The sequence below is a fragment of the Erythrobacter sp. HI0063 genome (assembly GCF_001635685.1).
Taxonomy (GTDB): domain Bacteria; phylum Pseudomonadota; class Alphaproteobacteria; order Sphingomonadales; family Sphingomonadaceae; genus Qipengyuania.
Map to the genome: position 1 here is coordinate 1 of NZ_LWFF01000313.1, position 18,334 is coordinate 18,334.

Annotated in this window: 18 protein-coding genes and 1 pseudogene; 15 read left to right on the plus strand and 4 right to left on the minus strand. The window is 64.3% G+C overall.

All coding sequences use genetic code 11. The annotated features are described in order from the left end of the window. From A3736_RS17670 to A3736_RS11100, 5 genes and pseudogenes are all read left to right on the plus strand, one after another. Positions 1-282, plus strand: a pseudogene (locus A3736_RS17670) (hypothetical protein); the annotation flags it as partial. A 77-nt stretch (positions 283-359) separates the two neighbouring features. Beyond that, positions 360-866 (plus strand): DUF2497 domain-containing protein, encoded by a 507-nt coding sequence (locus A3736_RS11085; RefSeq protein WP_067682951.1) that lies wholly within the window; start codon positions 360-362, stop codon positions 864-866. Between the two features lie 48 nt (positions 867-914). After that, on the plus strand, positions 915-3,080 hold the full coding sequence (locus A3736_RS11090; RefSeq protein ID WP_067682953.1) for a S9 family peptidase: 2,166 nt from the start codon (positions 915-917) through the stop codon (positions 3,078-3,080). Further along, positions 3,077-3,484, plus strand: coding sequence for a ferredoxin (locus tag A3736_RS11095; RefSeq protein WP_067682955.1), 408 nt, complete (start codon positions 3,077-3,079; stop codon positions 3,482-3,484). The genes A3736_RS11090 and A3736_RS11095 overlap by 4 nt, the downstream gene beginning before the upstream one ends. A 79-nt stretch (positions 3,485-3,563) precedes the next feature. Then, the gene (locus A3736_RS11100; protein WP_067682957.1) at positions 3,564-4,091 is read left to right on the plus strand and encodes a hypothetical protein; all 528 of its coding nucleotides are present in this window, start codon (positions 3,564-3,566) and stop codon (positions 4,089-4,091) included. A 30-nt stretch (positions 4,092-4,121) separates the two neighbouring features. Here A3736_RS11100 and A3736_RS11105 read toward each other — a convergent pair whose 3' ends face one another. The 3 genes from A3736_RS11105 to A3736_RS11115 all read right to left on the minus strand — a co-directional run bounded on the left by A3736_RS11105 (position 4,122) and on the right by A3736_RS11115 (position 8,842). Next, positions 4,122-5,924 (minus strand): long-chain fatty acid--CoA ligase, encoded by a 1,803-nt coding sequence (locus tag A3736_RS11105; protein WP_067682958.1) that lies wholly within the window; start codon positions 5,922-5,924, stop codon positions 4,122-4,124. Positions 5,925-6,045: 121 nt separating this feature from the next. Next, positions 6,046-7,779, minus strand: coding sequence for a gamma-glutamyltransferase (gene ggt, locus A3736_RS11110; RefSeq protein ID WP_067682959.1), 1,734 nt, complete (start codon positions 7,777-7,779; stop codon positions 6,046-6,048). A 10-nt stretch (positions 7,780-7,789) separates the two neighbouring features. Then, positions 7,790-8,842 (minus strand): quinone-dependent dihydroorotate dehydrogenase, encoded by a 1,053-nt coding sequence (locus A3736_RS11115; protein WP_067682960.1) that lies wholly within the window; start codon positions 8,840-8,842, stop codon positions 7,790-7,792. A 335-nt stretch (positions 8,843-9,177) separates the two neighbouring features. Between A3736_RS11115 and A3736_RS11120 the strand changes: the two genes are divergently transcribed. The 10 genes from A3736_RS11120 (at position 9,178) to A3736_RS11165 (ending at position 17,881) form a co-directional block, all read left to right on the plus strand. Further along, the gene (locus tag A3736_RS11120) at positions 9,178-11,004 is read left to right on the plus strand and encodes a DUF885 family protein (RefSeq protein WP_067682962.1); all 1,827 of its coding nucleotides are present in this window, start codon (positions 9,178-9,180) and stop codon (positions 11,002-11,004) included. 342 nt (positions 11,005-11,346) lie between these two features. Further along, on the plus strand, positions 11,347-11,790 hold the full coding sequence (locus A3736_RS11125) for an SUF system Fe-S cluster assembly regulator (protein ID WP_067682964.1): 444 nt from the start codon (positions 11,347-11,349) through the stop codon (positions 11,788-11,790). Continuing rightward, on the plus strand, positions 11,787-13,280 hold the full coding sequence (gene sufB, locus A3736_RS11130; protein WP_067682966.1) for a Fe-S cluster assembly protein SufB: 1,494 nt from the start codon (positions 11,787-11,789) through the stop codon (positions 13,278-13,280). Before A3736_RS11125 ends, sufB begins: the two co-directional genes overlap by 4 nt. Next, a complete protein-coding gene (locus A3736_RS11135; RefSeq protein ID WP_156502092.1) occupies positions 13,277-13,687 on the plus strand; it encodes a hypothetical protein in 411 nt (136 codons plus the stop codon). Before sufB ends, A3736_RS11135 begins: the two co-directional genes overlap by 4 nt. Continuing rightward, positions 13,687-14,232 carry an endonuclease domain-containing protein gene (locus A3736_RS11140; protein ID WP_067682970.1) on the plus strand — a complete coding sequence of 182 codons (546 nt, stop codon included), beginning with the start codon at positions 13,687-13,689 and terminating at the stop codon, positions 14,230-14,232. The genes A3736_RS11135 and A3736_RS11140 overlap by 1 nt, the downstream gene beginning before the upstream one ends. 5 nt (positions 14,233-14,237) lie before the next feature. Further along, the gene (sufC, locus tag A3736_RS11145; protein ID WP_067682972.1) at positions 14,238-14,990 is read left to right on the plus strand and encodes a Fe-S cluster assembly ATPase SufC; all 753 of its coding nucleotides are present in this window, start codon (positions 14,238-14,240) and stop codon (positions 14,988-14,990) included. Further along, a complete protein-coding gene (locus A3736_RS11150; RefSeq protein ID WP_067682974.1) occupies positions 14,987-15,760 on the plus strand; it encodes a SufD family Fe-S cluster assembly protein in 774 nt (257 codons plus the stop codon). Before sufC ends, A3736_RS11150 begins: the two co-directional genes overlap by 4 nt. Continuing rightward, positions 15,757-16,974, plus strand: coding sequence for an aminotransferase class V-fold PLP-dependent enzyme (locus A3736_RS11155; protein WP_067682976.1), 1,218 nt, complete (start codon positions 15,757-15,759; stop codon positions 16,972-16,974). The genes A3736_RS11150 and A3736_RS11155 overlap by 4 nt, the downstream gene beginning before the upstream one ends. Positions 16,975-16,982: 8 nt before the next feature. After that, entirely contained in the window at positions 16,983-17,525 is a 543-nt protein-coding gene (locus A3736_RS11160; RefSeq protein WP_082851451.1) for an SUF system Fe-S cluster assembly protein, read from the plus strand. Continuing rightward, positions 17,522-17,881 (plus strand): iron-sulfur cluster assembly accessory protein, encoded by a 360-nt coding sequence (locus A3736_RS11165; RefSeq protein ID WP_067682978.1) that lies wholly within the window; start codon positions 17,522-17,524, stop codon positions 17,879-17,881. Before A3736_RS11160 ends, A3736_RS11165 begins: the two co-directional genes overlap by 4 nt. A 15-nt stretch (positions 17,882-17,896) precedes the next feature. On the opposite strand, the gene A3736_RS11170 is transcribed toward A3736_RS11165, so the two are convergent. Then, a complete protein-coding gene (locus A3736_RS11170) occupies positions 17,897-18,334 on the minus strand; it encodes a hypothetical protein (RefSeq protein ID WP_067683141.1) in 438 nt (145 codons plus the stop codon).

An 18,334-nucleotide genomic window follows, 5' to 3' on the forward strand; every position in this document is an offset into this window, starting at 1 on the left:
GATCTCGTCACCGCGCGGCGCAACGCCTACGTCGCGGCGTTCTCGCTTCNGGCTGCCATGGGCCGGGCCGAAGCACGCGATCTGGGCCTTGCCGACGAAGGCGTGCTGTACGATCCCGTGGCCAATTACGACCGCGTTAGCGGCAATTGGTGGGACTGGAGCCGCGATCCCGATCCCGAAGCGATGAGTGCTTCGACCGTCGCGATTCCCGCTGCCGACGCGCAGGTGCCCGAGGAGCAGCCGTTCGAGACGGATGAAATGGCGCCCGAAAGAGAGTATTAAGGTCAAACGCGATTCGGCAGCCGGAGCGATTCGGAGCCCATCGCGGTTCGAAGCGGGCAGTTTCAGGGGATAGGGCAGTGCACCAACCGGGCGAACCATCGGTCGAGGAAATTCTCGATTCGATCAAGAAAGTGATCGCGCGCGACAATCGCGAAGGCGCGATCGCCCAGCGGCGCGAACGCTCGCAGTCCGCCGCGCGGCCCTCCGCAGCGCGCTCCGAACCGATCGAGCCCGTCGATGCCGAAGAGGCGGAAGAAGTGCTCGAGCTCGACGAGGACGCGATGGTTGCGGGCGCCGGGCGCGACGAGGACGAGGATACGCAAGCGCAGGATCGCGACAGCGAAGCGCCGCTCACGACCGAGGCGTTGCGCAATTCGATGCAGGCCAATTTCGCCGCTCTCGCCATGCTGGCCGAACCCGGCGCCAGCCCGCAGATCGTGCGCTCGGGCGAAACCTCGCTGGAAGGGCTCGTGCGCGAAATGCTGCGTCCGATGCTGGCGCAATGGCTCGACACCAATCTGCCGCCGATGGTCGAAAAGCTGGTAAAGGACGAGATCACGCGGATTGCGGGCAAGCGCAGCTGAGCGGTTTTGTCTTTGCCGGGTTCATCCGGCGCGGCTAATATCGCGGGCATGAACACCCTTTACAGGTCGGCGACCCGCTTCGCCCTTTTCGCTGCAGGTACCGCCACTCTCGCTCTCGCGGCACCGGTTCTGGCCCAATCGACAGACGCGGCCAGCGCCGCTCCGATGAGCGCGCAGGACCTCATCACCATGCCGCGCCTCGGCGCACCGACCGTATCGGCGGATGGGCGCATGGCAGTCTATACCGTCACCGAAACGGACCCGGCGAGCTATGCGCGCACCGGGATTCCCTATCTGCTCGACCTTACGCGCGAAGGCGCCCAGCCGGTCCGGCTCGATTTCGGCGGCCCGGTGTCGAGCCTTGCTTTCGGCCCCGACAACGCCCTCTATTTCCTTTCCGATCGCAAGCCGGCCGCTACGAGTGACGAACGCACCCGCGTCTGGCGCGCCAGCGTGACGCCTGCGGGGCGGGTCGGGACGCCCACGCTTGTCAGCAGTTTCGACACTGCCGTGGACGGTTTCTCCGTCTCTCCCACAGGAGACAAGCTCGCAGTGTGGGCCGAAGTTGCGCGCGGATGCCCGCAATTCGGCTGCGAGACCGATGGGACCGCGCATCTGACCGGTCCCGGCGACGGGCGACTCTATCAGGGCGACGAAGGCTTCGTGCGCCACTGGGATAGCTGGGAAACCCCCGGCACGGTCAGCCGCGTCTTCGTCTTCGACCTGGCGCAGGGGAAGACGACCGGCACAGGCATGGCTGTCGACGGCCCGGTCGGCGCAGGCGGGCCGAACGGCGATACTCCGACCAAACCGTTCGGCGGAGGCGAGGATATCGCCTGGGCGCCCGACGGCTCCGGCATCTATTTCGTCGCGCGCGAGGCGGACGGGACCGAGCCGCTGTCGACCAATCTCGACATCTGGTTCTCGGACCTTTCCGGCACAGCACCGGTCAACCTGACCGAGGCAAACGAAGCCTACGACGCGCTGCCGACGCCGTCGCCCAACGGCCAGTATCTCGCCTATGCCGCCATGGCGCGCCCGACCTACGAGGCGGACCGGATGGTGGTGATGCTGCGCGATGTGAAGACGGGCGTGGTCACACCGCTGACGCAGGATTTCGACCGCAGCTTCGGCACGCTCGCCTGGACGCCCGACAGCCGGTATCTGATCGCCACCGCGCAGGACGTGCTCGACACGCCCGCCTTCCGCATCGATCCGCAGACCGGCGCGATCGACAGGCTCGACCTGATGGCGGGCAATGAAGCGCATATCGGCAATGTCACGCCGCTGGTCGATGACCGGCTGCTGTTCACGCGCGATTCGATCGGAGCGCCTGCCGAACTGTTCCTTTCGCAAGGGTACGGCCAGGCCGAGCCTTTGACCGAGGTCTCCGCCCAGCGCGTGGGCGCACTCGCCCCGGTGGAGGTTGAACGATTCAGCTTCAAGGGCGCGAACGGCGATACGGTCTGGGGCCAGATCACCAAGCTCGCGGACCGGAGCGGACCCATGCCCGCAATCCTCTATGTCCATGGCGGGCCGCAGGGATCGTTCAACGATGGCTGGTCCACGCGGTGGAACCCGCGCGTCGTCGCCAGTCAGGGTTATGCCGTGATCTCGGTCGATTTCCATGGCTCCACCGGATACGGCCAGGCCTTTACCGACAGCATTCGCCGCGACTGGGGTGGAAAGCCGCTGGAAGACCTCAAGAAAGGCCTCGCCGCCGCGCTGGAACTTGACCCGCAGATCGATGGCTCGCGCGCCTGCGCCATGGGGGCGAGCTATGGCGGATACATGATGAACTGGATCGCGGGCCAGTGGCCCGACCGGTTCGATTGCCTGGTACAGCATGACGGGTTGTTCGACATGCGCAGCTTCTATTACGCGACCGAAGAATTGTGGTTTCCGCGCTGGGATTTCGGCGGTTCCTATGCCGAGCAGGCTGAGCTCTACGAGAAGTGGAATCCGGTCAATTACGTCGACAAGTGGCAGACCCCGATGCTGGTGATCACGGGCGAAAAGGACTTCCGCGTGCCCTATACGCAAGGGATCCAGAGCTTCACCGCCTTGCAGGAACGCAATATTCCCAGCCAGCTCCTCGTCTTTCCGAACGAGAACCATTGGGTGCTGAACGCGAAGAACTCGCTGCAATGGCATAACACCGTGTTCGCCTGGCTCGATCGCTGGCTGAAGCCTGAGGCCACGGTTTCCGAATGAGTCGCGACGACAAAAGCGACAAGCAGCTGCGCAAGGCGGAGCGCGCCCTGTCCAAGATCGGCGGGGAGGCGGTGGAGCGCCACATCTTTCTGTGCGCGCTCGCCGAAAAGCAGAAATGCTGCTCGCGCGAGGAGGGCAAGGCCGCCTGGAGCTTCCTGAAGACGCGATTGAAGCAGTTGAAGCTGGCCGGTCCGAAGAGGGGCGAAGGCCCGGACGCGAAAGGCGGGGTCCAGCGCACCAAGGCGGACTGCCTCCAGGTCTGTGCCATGGGGCCGATCGCGGTCGTCTGGCCGGACCGCGTCTGGTATCACTCCTGCACGCCCAGCACGCTCGAACGGATCATTCAGGAGCATCTGATCGGCGGCGTTCCGGTGGAGGAATTTCGCCTGCGTGGGCGCGACTGATTCTAACCTTTTGCAGGGCTAACGCGAAATTAACCATCATGGGCGAAACCTGTTTCTCGCAAACAGGGAGGGCCGGGATATGGCCATTGCGAAGACAGCGTCCGTCACCATCGCCGAAATGCGCGAATTCGCCAGCTTCACCGCGGCCGAACAGCGTTACATCCGCCGCAGTCTCGATATCGGGCTGGGCCGGTGCGACGCCTTTCGCGTCTGGGGCCGTAATGCGCGCGAGAATGCCGCGATCCGAAGCCAGTACGTCGCCTATCAGGAATTGAAGGCGCTGCGGCACGCGATCCCGTCCGAAACCGGCTTCGATGCGATCGAGGGCTTTATCGGCAAGTTGACGCGTGTGGCTGCCTTCGACCTGGCGCAGGAGCGAATCGACTGCTTCTCGAGCTTCCGTTTCCTCTATGAACGCCTGCTCGGCGCCGAGGCGCGGCCATGGCTTCCCAGCGCCTTCTGCGCCGCCGCCGCGCTGCCGCAGATCCAGCCCAAGCGCCGCAAGCTGCTGCTCCAGTCGTTGAGCGAAGCCGCGGCAACCGCGCCCGGCTGGTCCGACCGTGCGCCCGGTTTCTACCCCGAATATATCGCGGAGGCTGCCGCCTGAAGGCCGGGCGCCTCAGCTAAGAACGGCGCCTCAGCGATAAAGGGCGTCCAGCCGCTCGCCGTAGCGCTCCTTGATCTTGTGGCGGCGGATCTTCATCGAGGGTGTCATTTCCTCGTTCTCGATCGTGAAGGGTTCGTCCGCCAAGACGATCTGGCGAACCTTTTCGACCACCGAGAGATCCTTGTTCACCCGGTCCACCGCCGCGCGGATCGCGGCCTTGAATTCGGGCAGGTCGGCCACCTGCTTGCAGTCGAACTTCTTGCCCTGCGACTGGCACCATTCGAGCATCCATTCCGCGTCGGGAACGATCAGGCCGACGATATAGGGCCGCTTGTCGCCCACCACCATCGCCTGGCCGATCTCGGGCTGGAGCGTGAGCATGCCTTCGACCTTTTGCGGCGCGACATTGTCGCCCTTGTCGTTGACGATCATGTCCTTCTTGCGATCGGTGATGACGATGCGGCCCTTATCGTCGAGATGGCCGATATCGCCGGTGTGCAGCCAGCCATCCTTGATCGCCCGCTCGGTCTCGGCATCGTTATGCCAGTATCCGTGCATCACCAGCTCGCCGCGCACAAGAATCTCTCCGTCCTCGGCAATGCGGACTTCGACGCCGCGCATGGGCGGGCCGACGCTTTCCATCGCGATTCCGGCACGCGGGCGATTGCAGCTGATGACCGGCCCGGCCTCGGTCTGGCCGTAACCCTGAAGCAGGGTCAGCCCCATGGAATCGAAGAACACGCCGACTTCGGGATTGAGCGGCGCGCCGCCCGAGACCATGGCCTTGAGCCGTCCGCCGAATTTCTGGCGGATCTTGGGACGCAACAGCTTCTCGTAGACCAGATTGCGCGCGCCATCGCCGAGCTTGCGCTTGCCGTCCGCCCGGCGCTGGCCGAGCGCGAGCGCGCCTTCCATCAGACGCTGCGCCGCACCCCCCTGTTTCGCGATCTGCTTCATGATCCGCGTGCGCAGGACTTCGAACAGGCGGGGGACGACGACCATGATCGTCGGCCGCGTCTCCTCGATATTGCTGGCGAGCTTGTCGAGACCTTCGGCGTAATAGATCTGCGCGCCGACCGCGATCGGGAGATACTGCCCACCCGTATGTTCGTAAGCGTGGCTGAGAGGCAGGAAGCTGAGGAAACGTTCGTCTTCGGTAATGCCGAAATCCTCGAGCAGGATCGCGCCTGCGCCAGCCGCATTGCACAGGATCGCGCCGTGATGCTGGAGGACGCCGCGCGGCGCGCCGCCGGTGCCGCTGGTGTAGATAATGCAGGCCGTGTCGCCGCGCCCGATCTGCCGGAGCCGCGCATCGACCGCCGCGCGCGCCTTCGCCGCGTCCCCTTCGGTCATGGTGCTCCATCCGTGGCAGTCGAGATTGCCGCCTTGATAGCCGCGCACAGAATCGATCGGGATGATGTGGTTGGCGATGCCGGTGCGGAAGATCGCGGGGATCAGCGGCTGGGCCAGCTTATCGGTAGAAACGATGACCGCCTTCGCACCCGAATTGTCCAGGATGTGCTGGTGATCGCGTTCCGTGTTTGTTGTGTAGGCGGGAACGGTGATGCAGCCCGCCGCCATGATACCGAGATCGGCGATGCACCATTCGGGCCTGTTTTCGCTGACCAGCGCGACCCGGTCGCCACTTTCCAGGCCCAGTCCCCGCAAGTTTTCGGCGAGAAGGCACACACGCTCGGCCGCCTCGCGCCAGCTGATCGTCTGCCATGTGCCTTGCCTTTTCGCGCCGAGGAAAGGTTGATCGCCCTTCTCGTCGGCACGTTTCAGAAACAGCTCGACCAGATTGTTGGCGGCATCGATATCGTCCAGCACCAAAGGCTTCTCCCTCTCACTCGCGTACAGTGTCGAAGCGGCTCGGCCCGGGCCTGTTACCCGTTCGCGCGATCCCCCCAGCGGCGGCGGGTTTACGAAGAAGGCTGTGCGACGGCAAGGGCCCCTACGGCAGGGGCGTCGCGCGCGGTATCAGCAGGACATCTTCCAGCCGCGGATCGCGCGCCGCTTCCCAGATCGTGCCTTCGCGCTTGATGGCGCCGGCCTTAATCGGCGCCTCGCGCACCGAAATGTCCGTATGGCCGAGCGCCTGGAGTGCGGGAATGCGCCGTTCGAGCCAGCTGCCTTCTTCGACAAGGACGCTGTCGCCGAATGCCATGGTGAAGGGAAGGGCCAGCGCCTGGCGCGAGGACAGGCCGAAATCGATCACGCCGATGATGGCGCGCACGGTCGTCACCGGGATGGTCGATCCGCCTGCCGCTCCGACGGCCAGCACCGGGCGTCCTTCGGGATCGAACACGACGGTGGGTGCCATCGAGCTGCGCGGGCGCTTGCCCGGCTCGACACGATTGGCGACCGGCTTGCCGTCGATCGTTGGCGAGCGGCTGAAATCGGTGAGTTCGTTGTTGAGATAGAAGCCGTTCGCAGTCAGCCCCGAACCGAACGCGCCTTCCACGGTCGAGGTGTAGCTGATCATCGTGCCTGCCGCATCGACCGCCGCGATATGCGATGTGCCGCGTTCTTCGGGCTCGTCCCCATCGGCCAGCGCGTTCTGCGCCCCGCGCGGCATCCCAGGGCGCGCTTCGTCCATGGTCCGGTCGGGAGAGATCAGCGCACTGCGCTCGGCCAGATAGGCGCGATCGAGCAGGCCATCGACCGGGACCGAGACGAAATCGCTGTCGGCGATGTAGAGTTCGCGATCGGCATAGGCGAGGCGCTGGGATTCCAGAAACAGGTGCCATGTCACCGGATTGCCGAGACCGAGCGCGGCGAGATCGAACCGTTCGAGCTGGCCGAGGATCTGCAACACCGCCACGCCGCCCGATGATGGCGGCCCCATTCCGCAGACGCGGTAGCCGCGATAGGAACCGCACACGCCGTCACGCACTTTCGCCTGATACGCGGCGATGTCGGCTTGCGTCATGGGATCGGGACGGGGTGTCTCGCTGGCCACGGTTTCGGCGATCGCGCTTGCGATCGGCCCGCGATAGAAAACCTCGCGGCCACCCTTCGCGATCGCTTCGAAGGTGCGGGCGAGTTCCGGATTGCGCACCAGCGTTCCCGCCGGGAGCGGGCGGCCCTGATCGTCGTAGAACAGAGCGCGCCCACCTTCGTTCGCCGCGGCGCGATCGCGCGACTGGGTCAGCGATTGCGCGAGGCGGACGTTTATGGGAAATCCGTCCCGCGCCAGTTCGATCGCCGGTTCGAACAGGACTGCCCAGGGCAGCGTCCCATGGCGCGCATGCGCTTCGGCGGCGAGCGCGATATTGCCCGGTACGCCCACGCTGAGGCCGCTCAGCACGCTGTCCATGAAGGGTGGGACCGATCCATCCGCATTCAGGAACCAGTCGGGCGTCGCCCCCATCGGGGCCGTCTCGCGCCCGTCGACGGTCTCGACCGATCCATCCGCCGCGCCGCGCACCAGGAATCCGCCACCACCGATCCCGCTGCTTTGCGGTTCGACCACGGTAAGTGCGAGCATGGTGGCGATCGCGGCGTCGGTGGCGCTGCCGCCGCGTTTCAGCATCGCCATGCCTGCGGCTTCGGCGCGCGGATCGGCGGCGCTTACGCTGCCGATGAAGGGCAGGTCAGCCGGACTGGCCGCCTTCTGCGCATTCACGGCGGAAGCGCCGGTGAGAAACAGGATGGCGGCGAGGCTGCGAGTGGCGGGTTTGATCATGCCTGCTTTGCTATTCGCTTTCGACCGCTTCGGCAATCGAGGCGAATCCGTCGCGGCGCATGAGCTTTTCCAGGCCGCGCACCATTTTGCGCGCGAGGCCGGGCCCTTCGTAGACGAGTGCGGAATAGAGCTGCACCAGGCTCGCGCCTGCGCGGATGCGGGCCCAGGCGTCTTCGGCATGTGCAATGCCGCCGACGCCGACGAGCGGAATTGCTCCGCCCGTCGCCTTGCGGAAATCGCGCACGCGCTGGAGAGCGAGGTTGCGTAACGGGGCACCGGACAGGCCGCCCGTCTCTTCGCGGTGCCGCGAGACGAGATCGGGGCGCGAGATCGTGGTGTTCGATACGATCAGCGCGCCGAGGCCCTTGTCGATGGCGATTCGCGCGATGGCGTCGATATCGGCAGGTTCCAGATCCGGCGCGACTTTCAGGAAGACCGGCGGGGGCGGCGTGTCCGATCCGGGGCGGCAGACCTCTTCCCGAGCATCCATTACGCCGTCGATCAGGCCGGTGAGCGCGCTTTCGTCCTGCAATGCGCGCAGGCCGGGCGTGTTGGGGCTGGAGATATTGATCGCCAGATAGCTTGCCAGCGGAGCCATCAGCCGCGTCATCGCCGCGTAATCGCCGACGCGATCGGCGCTGTCCTTGTTGGCACCGACATTGATGCCGACGATCCCGCCGCGTGTCCGCCGCGCAGACAGACGCTGTGCCGCTTCGGCCCCGCCGCGATTGTTGAATCCCATCCGGTTGATGACCGCGCGATCCTCGGCCAGGCGGAACAGGCGAGGCTTCGGATTGCCTTCCTGCGGGCGCGGCGTGATCGATCCGACCTCCACGAAACCGAACCCCATTCCCAGCATGGCGTCGGGCACTTCGCCATTCTTGTCGAAACCGGCAGCCAGACCGACCGGATTGGGAAAGGTCAGCCCGGCGACCTCTGTCGCCAGCGGCCCGGGGGCGGGCTTGCGACCCGGCGGCAGATGTTTCAGCGCCGCCACCGTCAGGGTGTGGGCACGCTCTGGATCGAGCGCGAAGATCGCGGGGCGCAGGAGATCGAACAGCATCTCTGGCGCTATGGCGCGTTCACCGAATCGTGTCGAGACGATGCGATTCGAACATCAAAAAACCGCCAAACGATATCATTTGATACCTTGACGCGCTGCAACTTGTCGCATCTGTCCTATTCGAGCCACACACTTACGCGTAAACCGGAAATGCGACCCGAAGGGCTCGGCGCTTCTTGCGACGGGTTCTCACCTTTGAGGGGCGGCCTTCCGATTTCGGCAGGGCCGCCCTTTTTTTGGCGCTCGTCCAAATCGTTACCGTCCGCTTTCGGCTGGCCAAGACCCGCTCCGACGCGCTAGCGCCCCGGCAACGCAAGTTTTGGGAGAGTTTGACGATGGCTATTTCGACGAAACGGTCGCTGCAGGGATATCTGGCCGGTGTGTGCGCGCTGGCGCTTGGCGGATGCGCGACGGCGATGAACGAAGCGCCCGCCGCAAACGGCGCGGTCGCCGCTCCTGCCGCCCCGCGCGCGAGCGCCGATATCGGCACTTTCTTCGAAAATTACGATCAGGCGCAGCTCGCTTTGTCGCCCCTATCCAAAGCCTATCGCGGCATTCGCGACGAGGATTACGGGCGCTGGGGCGATTTCTCCGATGCTGCGACGATCGCCGAGGAGCGACTTCAGCAGACGACTGCGGCGACCATGCGCGCCGAATACGCGCCTGCAAATCTCTCGCCGCAGGATACGCTGTCCTACCGCCTGTTCGACTATCAAGCGAAGAACAGCGCGATGCTGTTTCCCTTCCGCGAGAACGGATACGTCTTCGACCAGATGAACGGCGCGCAGAGCCAGCTGCCCGCTTTCCTCATCAACATCCATTCGGTCGCCAATGCGGATCAGGCGGCGGATTACGTCAGCCGGATCGAAGGGCTCGGTGCAGTGCTCGATACGCTTACTGCCGAATCGCGCGAACGGGCGGGGGCGGGCGTGATGCCGCCCGATTGGGTTTATCCCTATGTCATCTCGGACATCGAGAACCTTCTCGAAGACGGGCGCGAGAACGCCATTCTGGAAGATTTCCGCGGCAAGGTGGAAAAGCTCGAGCTGGGTGAAGCGCAGAGCGGAGCGCTGATCGCGCGCGCCGAAACGGCCTGGAGCCAGAGCGCGCGTCCCGCCTACCAGCGCCTGCTCGCCGAAATGCAGCGCCAGCAGACGATGGCGCCGACCGATGACGGGATCTGGCGTTTCGACGACGGGGCGGCCTATTATTCGGCGCTGCTGAAGAACTACACCACCACCGATCTCACCGCCGACCAGATCCACGCGATCGGCCTGCGCGAGGTCGAGCGTATCCATGGCGAGATGCGCACGATCATGGATCAGGTCGGGTTCGAAGGCGATCTCCAGGATTTCTTCGAATACACCCGCACCGACGATCGCTTCTTCTACGATACGCGCGAAGCCTATCTGGCGGATGCGGAGGCCAAGCTGGACGCGATGGAGGCCCGCCTGCCGGACTTCTTCAATACGCTGCCGAGCGATCCGCTGGTGATCAAGCCGGTCGAAGCGTTCCGCGAAAAAAGCGCGGGCAAGGCCTTCTACCAGCGCCCCGCGCCCGACGGATCGCGGCCGGGGACCTATTACGTCAATCTCTACAATCTCAAGGACATGAGCAAGAACGAGCTCGAAGCGCTCGCCTATCACGAGGGGCTTCCGGGCCACCACCTCCAGCTCTCGATCCAGACCCAATTGGGCGATGTGCCGCCCTTCCGCCGCTTCGGCGGAGTCACTGCCTATAGCGAGGGCTGGGGGCTCTATTCGGAGGAATTGGGCAAGGATATGGGCTTCTATACCGATCCCTATTCCGATTTCGGACGGCTCGGGATGGAACTATGGCGGGCGGCGCGCTTGGTGGTCGATACCGGCATCCACCACAAGCGCTGGAGCCGCGAGCGGGCGATCCAGTACCTCACGGACAACACGCCCAACCCGCCCGGCGATATCGAGAAGGCGATCGAACGCTATATCGTCTATCCGGGGCAGGCGACCGCCTACATGATCGGCAAGCTCAAGATCATGGAACTGCGCGACCGGGCGCAGACTGCGCTGGGCGACGATTTCGACATCCGCGGCTTCCATGATGTGATTCTGAAAACCGGCCCGGTGCCGCTGGCGATCATGGAAGAGAATGTCGACGCCTGGATCGCTGAAGAAAAATAGGCGGAAGCTTTGTTTTGCGAACCCGCCTCCGCTGGGGCGAGTTTTTGTGTTTCGAAGCCACCTCCGTGGCTTCGTCCTCGGTGCTGTTCCTCCCTTCGGTCGGGCACCTGCGGGGCGGGCGCGTGCCCTTGCGGTCCGCTGGTCGCGGACCGGACCATTCCAGGCCCAAAGGCTTGGTCGCGGAGCACGGGCCGTAGGCCCGCAAGCGCGACCGCGCGTCCGCAGCGCCGATAGGCGCGAGGATTTCGCATCCCGGCGGGGATGCGAAACACAAACATAATAACGACTCGCAACAAACCGTTTTCGGTTGAAATCGGACCGCATTGCTCCGATTTGGCCAGCATGCGCCTCAGCAATCTCGCCGACTATGCCGTCGTCACCATGCACGCCGCCGCGCGTCATTGCGGTGGCGGGCGGACGAGTGCGGCGGAATTGGCGGCGGAAACCGGGCTTCCGGTCCCCACCGTGCAGAAGCTCGTCAGCAAATTGAGCGCGGCGGGTTTGCTGCGTTCGGTGCGCGGGGCGGGTGGCGGATTGCAGCTCGCGCGACCGGCCGCCGCGATCAGCGTCGCCGATATCGTCGAGGCGGTGGAAGGCCCGATCGCGCTGACCGCCTGCGTCGAAGGGCAGGATTGCACGATCGGCCAGGATTGCAGCCTGCGCCCCCACTGGCCCGTCATCAACGGCGCCCTGCGCGGCGCGCTCGCCGGAATACCGCTCACCCAATTGGCCGACGCGCCTGCCTCTCACGCGTCCAAGACACACGCTCCGAAAGAACTGGCATGACCGACACCGTAGACCTTCAGGAACCCGTTCAGGATCAGGACGCCCGCGATGCCGCGGCGCGCGCCGCCGAATACGAATTCGGCTGGCATTCGGACATCGACACCGAATTCGCGCCCAAGGGCCTGAACGAAGACACTGTCAAATATATCTCCGCCAAGAAGAAGGAGCCCGAATGGATGCTCGACTGGCGGCTGAAGGCCTTTCGCCTGTGGCAGGACATGGAAGAGCCGGACTGGGCGAAGCTCGGCTATCCCGAGATCGATTATCAGGATGCCTATTATTACGCCGAGCCCAAGGCCAAGCCGAAGCTGGAATCGCTCGACGAGCTCGATCCCGACATCAAGGCGGTTTACGACAAGCTCGGCATCCCGATCGCGGAGCAGGAAGTGCTCGCGGGCGTGGAAGGCGCGCGCAAGGTCGCGGTGGACGCGGTTTTCGACAGCGTCAGCGTCGCCACCACCTTTCGCAAGGAGCTGGAAGCGGCAGGCGTCATCTTCCGCTCCATCAGCGAGGCGATCCGCGAATATCCCGAGCTGGTGAAGAAATGGCTCGGCAAGGTGGTGCCGCAGCGCGACAATTATTTCGCCACGCTCAACAGCGCGGTCTTCTCGGACGGCACCTTCGTCTACATCCCCGAAGGTGTGCGCTGCCCGATGGAGCTCAGCACCTATTTCCGCATCAATGCGGAAAACACCGGCCAGTTCGAGCGCACGCTGATCGTGGCGGAAAAGGGTAGCTATGTCAGCTATCTCGAAGGCTGCACCGCGCCGATGCGCGACGAGAACCAGCTGCACGCCGCCGTCGTGGAACTGGTCGCGCTGGACGATGCGGAGATCAAGTATTCGACCGTCCAGAACTGGTATCCCGGCAATGCGGAAGGCAAGGGCGGGATCTACAATTTCGTCACCAAGCGGGGCCTGTGCCAGGGCGCGCGGTCCAAGATCAGCTGGACCCAGGTCGAAACCGGTTCTGCCGTCACGTGGAAATATCCCAGCTGCGTCCTCAACGGCGAGGACAGCGTGGGCGAATTCTACTCGGTCGCGGTGACGAACAATCATCAGCAGGCCGACACCGGCACCAAGATGATCCACAACGGGCGCGGTTCGCGCTCGACCATCATCTCCAAGGGGATTTCGGCGGGCAAGTCGAACAACACTTATCGTGGGCTCGTGCGCGTGGCCGCCAACGCCGACAATGTCCGCAACCGCACCGAATGCGACAGCCTGCTATTGGGCGACAAATGCGGCGCGCACACCGTGCCCTATATCGAGGTCAAGAACCCCAGCGCCCAGATCGAGCACGAGGCGACTACCTCCAAGATTTCGGACGACCAGCTGTTCTATGCCCAGCAACGCGGCCTCGGCGAGGAAGAGGCGATCGCGCTGATCGTCAACGGCTTCGCCAAGGAAGTGATGAAGCAGCTGCCGATGGAATTCGCAGTCGAAGCGCAGAAGCTGCTGGCGATCTCGCTCGAGGGGAGCGTGGGGTGATGTTTCTTTTGCTTATGAGTGTCCTGGGTATGGCCCAAGCCGCCACCGTTTCGACGGTAGAGGAAATAGAAGAGACGGAGAGCAGCATCGTCACCGTCTCGCGCTCGCTGGACGTTCCCGACGAGATCGTGCCCGCGGTGATGCCATACATGATGTGTGTCACTGCCAAGCAGTACGATACGGTACAATCCGACGGCGAGCCCATCGATCTTACTGATCAGCCAGAAAACTGCGATCAATTGCGAACCGATGCCGTTGAGTACGGAGCCGAATTGTATCGAAAGCATGGCGTCGGCGACAATGAAGAGAACAGAAGGAATCGCGTTTTAGCATTTTTGGATGAGTTCGACGATTTCCAGGCTCCTTACAAAGCTCCGATGGCTGAACCGGTGACGGAACAGGACTGATGACAGAGACCGACCGCAAGACCCTCCAGCTCCGCGATCCGTCGGAAACCGACGACACCGCTCCCGCGCTCAAGAAGAAGGGCCGTGGGTGGGAGATTTCGGACAAGCGGCTCGACGTCCTGCACGAACAGGCGCGCGAGCTGCGGCGCCATTCCTCCGAAGCGCACAAGGCGCTCGCCGAGAAGTTCGCCAAGGCGGATATGGGCCGCTATACCTTCAAGCGCTTCGCCGTGGTCGGCAGCGCGATCGTGGACTTCAACTGCCACAATCTCGGCATGGCGATCATGATCGACGAGGAGGGCGCGGATGAAGCGCTGGCGAAACGTCGCGACAAGAGCCTCGAATCGGTCGGCATCCGCGTCATGCGGATCGCCGCCTCCGACATCCTGACGGACATCGACAGCGTGCTCCAGCGCATCACGCTCGGCATGCGCAGCCGCATTGCCGACAAGAAAGAGGCCGCGCGCGCCCATGCCGCGGCCAATCCCAACCAGCATTATTCGCGGCCCCGCAAACCGGGCCCGCATCGCGACCAGACGAGATAACAGACATGCTCGAAATCAAAAACCTCCACGCCGAAATAGACGGCAAGCAAATCCTCAACGGCCTCTCGCTCAGCGTGAATGCGGGCGAGGTCCATGCCATCATGGGCCCCAATGGCGCGGGCAAGTCGACGCTCGCCTATGTGCTCGGCGGAAGGCCGGGATACGAAGTGACCGGCGGCAGCGTGACATTCGCGGGCGAAGACCTGCTCGATCTGGACCCGCACGAGCGCGCGGCGGCGGGACTTTTCCTGGGCTTCCAGTATCCGGTCGAAATCCCCGGCGTCTCCAACGTCCAGTTCCTGCGCGAGGCGCTCAACGCCCAGCGTCAGGCGCGCGAAGAAGAGCCGCTGTCGGGCGGCGAATTCCTGAAGCACGCCAAGGAACAGGCGGCTCTGCTCAAGCTCGACATGGAAATGCTCAAGCGGCAGGTGAATGTCGGCTTTTCGGGCGGCGAGAAGAAGCGCGCCGAGATGGTCCAGATGGGCATTCTCGACCCGAAACTGGCCGTTCTGGACGAGACCGATAGCGGGCTCGACATCGATGCGCTGAAGACCGTGGGGAACGGGATCAACGCGATCATGCGCAAGCCCGACAAGGGCGTTCTGCTGATCACGCATTACCAGCGCCTGCTCGATTACGTGAAGCCGGACTTCGTCCATATCCTGTCGCAGGGGCGGATCGTGAAGACGGGCGATGCCGACCTGTCGCAGCGGCTCGAAGCCGAAGGCTATGACGCGGTGATGGCGGAGGCGGCGTGAGCGAAGCGATCATCCTCCCGACGCGGAAAGACGAAGCCTGGCGCTATTCGAACACGGACGCGCTTTCAGGCATGGACCTCGGCACGTTCGACCAATGGCACGATATCGACGTGGCCGAAGGCGAAACCTTTCGTGACACGATCGTTATCGCCGATGAAGGCGATGCGGTCAGCGATGCCACCGAACTGCGCCGCCTGCGCATCAACGTGCGCAAGAATGCCACCTGCGAAATATTCGGCGTGATCGCTTCGGGCCGGTTGGGCCGGGTCGAAATGGTCGTTTTGGTCGAAGAAGGCGGGCACTTTGAGTTCGGCGGCGTCACGCTCGGCGGGCGCGACACGACGCGCGAATTCGTCACCCGCATCGCGCACGATCACCCGAACGCTACCAGCAATCAGGTGGTGCGCGGCGTCCATTGGGGGCAGGGCACCGGCAATTTCCTCGGCCGGATCGACGTTGCGCGCGATGCGCAGAAGGTCGATGCCAAGCAGGACTTCAAGGGTCTGCTGCTGGAAAAGGGCGCGAGCGTGAACTCGGTCCCCCAGCTCGAAATCTATGCCGACGATGTCAAATGCGCCCACGGCGCCACGGTCGGCCAATTGGACGAACAGGCGCGCTATTACATGGCGGCGCGCGGCCTGCCGCCCGAAACCGCGCGCAAACTGCTCGTCCGCGCCTTTCTCGGCGATGCCTTCGTGGCTCTGGAGGACGAGGAAGAGAGCGAGCGCCTGATGGATGTCGCACTGGGCAAGCTGGACAAGCACCTGTGAGCGAGGCGGCTGTCCTTACAGGCAAGGCGGACTTTCCCGGCCTCCTGACGGCGGACGGCAAGCCGTGGCACTATCTCGACACCGCCGCGTCGTCGCAGAAGCCGCAAAAGGTGATCGACGCGATGACGCGCGCGCTGGGTGCGGATTATGCGACCGTGCATCGCGGCGTCTATGGCCGCAGTGCGCAGATGACGCTGGGTTACGAAGCGGCGCGGCGGCGTGTGGCGGACTTCATCGGCGCGGATAGCGACGACGAAGTGGTCTTCGTGCGCGGGGCGACCGAGGGGATCAACCTTGTCGCCCAGAGCTGGGGAATGGCAAACCTGCGCGAGGGCGACCGGATCGTCCTCTCCATGCTGGAACATCATTCCAATATCGTGCCATGGCAGATGATCGCGGAGCGGACCGGTGCCGTCATCGACGTCTGCCCGCTGACCGAGGATGGGCGGATCGATCTCGGCGCGCTGGAGGATATCCTGACTCCGCGCACGAAGATCGTCTCGCTGGCGCATGTCTCGAACGTGCTCGGATCGGTGCTGGACGCGCGCGCCGCCGCCGATCTGGCGCATTCCGTGGGCGCGAAACTGCTGCTCGACGGGTGCCAGAGCGCGCCGCGTATGGCGCTCGACATGACAGCGCTGGGCTGCGATTTCTACGTCTTCTCCGGCCACAAGCTTTACGGGCCGACCGGGATCGGCGTGTTGTGGGGCCGCAAGGATCTGCTTGAAGACATGCCGCCCTGGCAGGGTGGCGGCGCGATGATCGAAAAGGTCGAATTCGCGCGCAGCACCTATGCCCCGCCGCCGCAGCGTTTCGAAGCGGGCACGCCGATGATCACCGAAGCGATCGCGCTGCATGCCGCCATCGACTATGTCGCCGAACAGGGCCCGGACCGGCTGTTTGCGCACGAAGCCGCGCTGGCGAAGACGCTGCGCGAGGAATTGCGCACGCTCAATTCGGTCAAGCTGTTCGGGCCGGAGGAAAGCGCGGGAATCGTCTCTTTCGCCATCGAAGGGGTTCACCCGCACGATCTCGGCACCATATTGGACGAAGAAGACGTCGCGATCCGGGCTGGACATCACTGCGCGCAGCCCCTGATGGAGCATCTGGGCGTACCCGCCACCGCGCGGGCCAGTTTCGGCCTCTATTCCGACGATAGCGACATCGCCGCGCTGCTTCGCGGTATCGATCGCACTCTCAAGATTTTCGCGTGAGACCAGATATGAGCACCACCGACACCGATCAGGACCAGGATTTCATCGCGGCCCCCTCGCCGACCGAACAGATCGTGGCGCCCTCGCCGACGGAGCAGGTCGTCGCGCCTTCGAAGCCGCCGCGCGCGCGTGTTTCGGACGCCGTGGATCCCGAGGAAAGCGTCGGCGCCAAGCTGGAGCGCAAGCGCGACTATCTCGAAGGCTTTCTCCAGAAGAAGCCCGAAGGGGTGAATGCGGGCGAACCGGGCGGCGAGCTGTACGAGAAGGTGATCGCGGCGCTGAAGGAAATCTACGATCCCGAAATCCCGGTCAATATCTACGATCTCGGCCTGATCTACGGAGTCGAGGTGGGGCCGGACAGCGACGTGATCGTCACGATGACGCTGACGACACCGCACTGCCCGGTGGCCGAAAGCATGCCGGGCGAAGTCGAACTGCGCGCCGCCAGCGTGCCCGGCGTGCGCGATGCCGAAGTGAATTTGGTCTGGGATCCGCCGTGGAGCCCGGAAAAGATGACCGACGAAGCGCGCCTCGAACTGGGAATGCTATGACCGAGACGAAAACCCGCCCGATGCCCAAGGCCGCCGTCATCCTCACCGAAGCGGCCGAGCAGCGCGTCGCCGATCTGATGGCGCGCGCGCCCGACGATGCGATCGGCGTCAAGCTGTCGACTCCGCGCCGGGGCTGTTCGGGCCTCGCCTATTCGGTCGATTACGTCAGCGAGGAAGCGAAGTTCGACGAGAAGATCGAAACCCCCGGCGGCACTTTTTACATCGACGGGGCGAGCGTGCTCTATCTGGTCGGCAGCACGATGGACTGGCGCGAGGATGATTTCACCGCCGGATTCGTATTCGAAAATCCCAACGCCAAGGGTGCCTGCGGCTGCGGTGAAAGCTTTATGGTATAAGCGCGCAGCAGCGCCTCAACGCCTGAGCGCGGTCACGCAAGCGGCGCGGTCCACGTCCAGCCCGTCGCTTGCCCGGCGGGCATCAATATAGGTGGCGGTCGGCTCCGCGCCCTGGGTCAGCGGATAGAGATAGACGTCGAGGACGCAGGCCTGTCCGGTGAATTGCAGCTTCACAGCATCGCCTTCGCGCACTTGCAGGCGGGGCGGACCGAACAGATTGGCGAGTGCGCTCGCATTGCTTCCGATCACGCCTTCGAGGCCGGGCATATTCATCACCCGCGGGGGGATGAAAGCGCCGGGCTGGGTGCCAGGTGTCGGCTGCGGCACTGTCATCGGCGGCGGGCTGGTGGGCCGGGGACGCTGTGTCTCGGATGGCGTTCCGGTCGTGCCCGCAGGCGGGGTCGCGACGCAGCCCGAAAGGGCGAGGCCCAAAAAGACGGCGGGCATCGCCAT

Coding starts and splice junctions, on each gene's coding strand:
- A3736_RS11140 (WP_067682970.1), top strand. CDS start 13,687: ATGACAGAGACCGACCGCAAGACCCTCCAGCTCCGCGATCCGTCGGAA.
- A3736_RS11125 (WP_067682964.1), top strand. CDS start 11,347: ATGCGCCTCAGCAATCTCGCCGACTATGCCGTCGTCACCATGCACGCC.
- A3736_RS11095 (WP_067682955.1), top strand. CDS start 3,077: ATGAGTCGCGACGACAAAAGCGACAAGCAGCTGCGCAAGGCGGAGCGC.
- A3736_RS11100 (WP_067682957.1), top strand. CDS start 3,564: ATGGCCATTGCGAAGACAGCGTCCGTCACCATCGCCGAAATGCGCGAA.
- A3736_RS11165 (WP_067682978.1), top strand. CDS start 17,522: ATGACCGAGACGAAAACCCGCCCGATGCCCAAGGCCGCCGTCATCCTC.
- A3736_RS11115 (WP_067682960.1), bottom strand. CDS start 8,842: ATGCTGTTCGATCTCCTGCGCCCCGCGATCTTCGCGCTCGATCCAGAG.
- A3736_RS11090 (WP_067682953.1), top strand. CDS start 915: ATGAACACCCTTTACAGGTCGGCGACCCGCTTCGCCCTTTTCGCTGCA.
- A3736_RS11170 (WP_067683141.1), bottom strand. CDS start 18,334: ATGGCGATGCCCGCCGTCTTTTTGGGCCTCGCCCTTTCGGGCTGCGTC.
- A3736_RS11120 (WP_067682962.1), top strand. CDS start 9,178: ATGGCTATTTCGACGAAACGGTCGCTGCAGGGATATCTGGCCGGTGTG.
- sufB (WP_067682966.1), top strand. CDS start 11,787: ATGACCGACACCGTAGACCTTCAGGAACCCGTTCAGGATCAGGACGCC.
- A3736_RS11160 (WP_082851451.1), top strand. CDS start 16,983: ATGAGCACCACCGACACCGATCAGGACCAGGATTTCATCGCGGCCCCC.
- ggt (WP_067682959.1), bottom strand. CDS start 7,779: ATGATCAAACCCGCCACTCGCAGCCTCGCCGCCATCCTGTTTCTCACC.
- sufC (WP_067682972.1), top strand. CDS start 14,238: ATGCTCGAAATCAAAAACCTCCACGCCGAAATAGACGGCAAGCAAATC.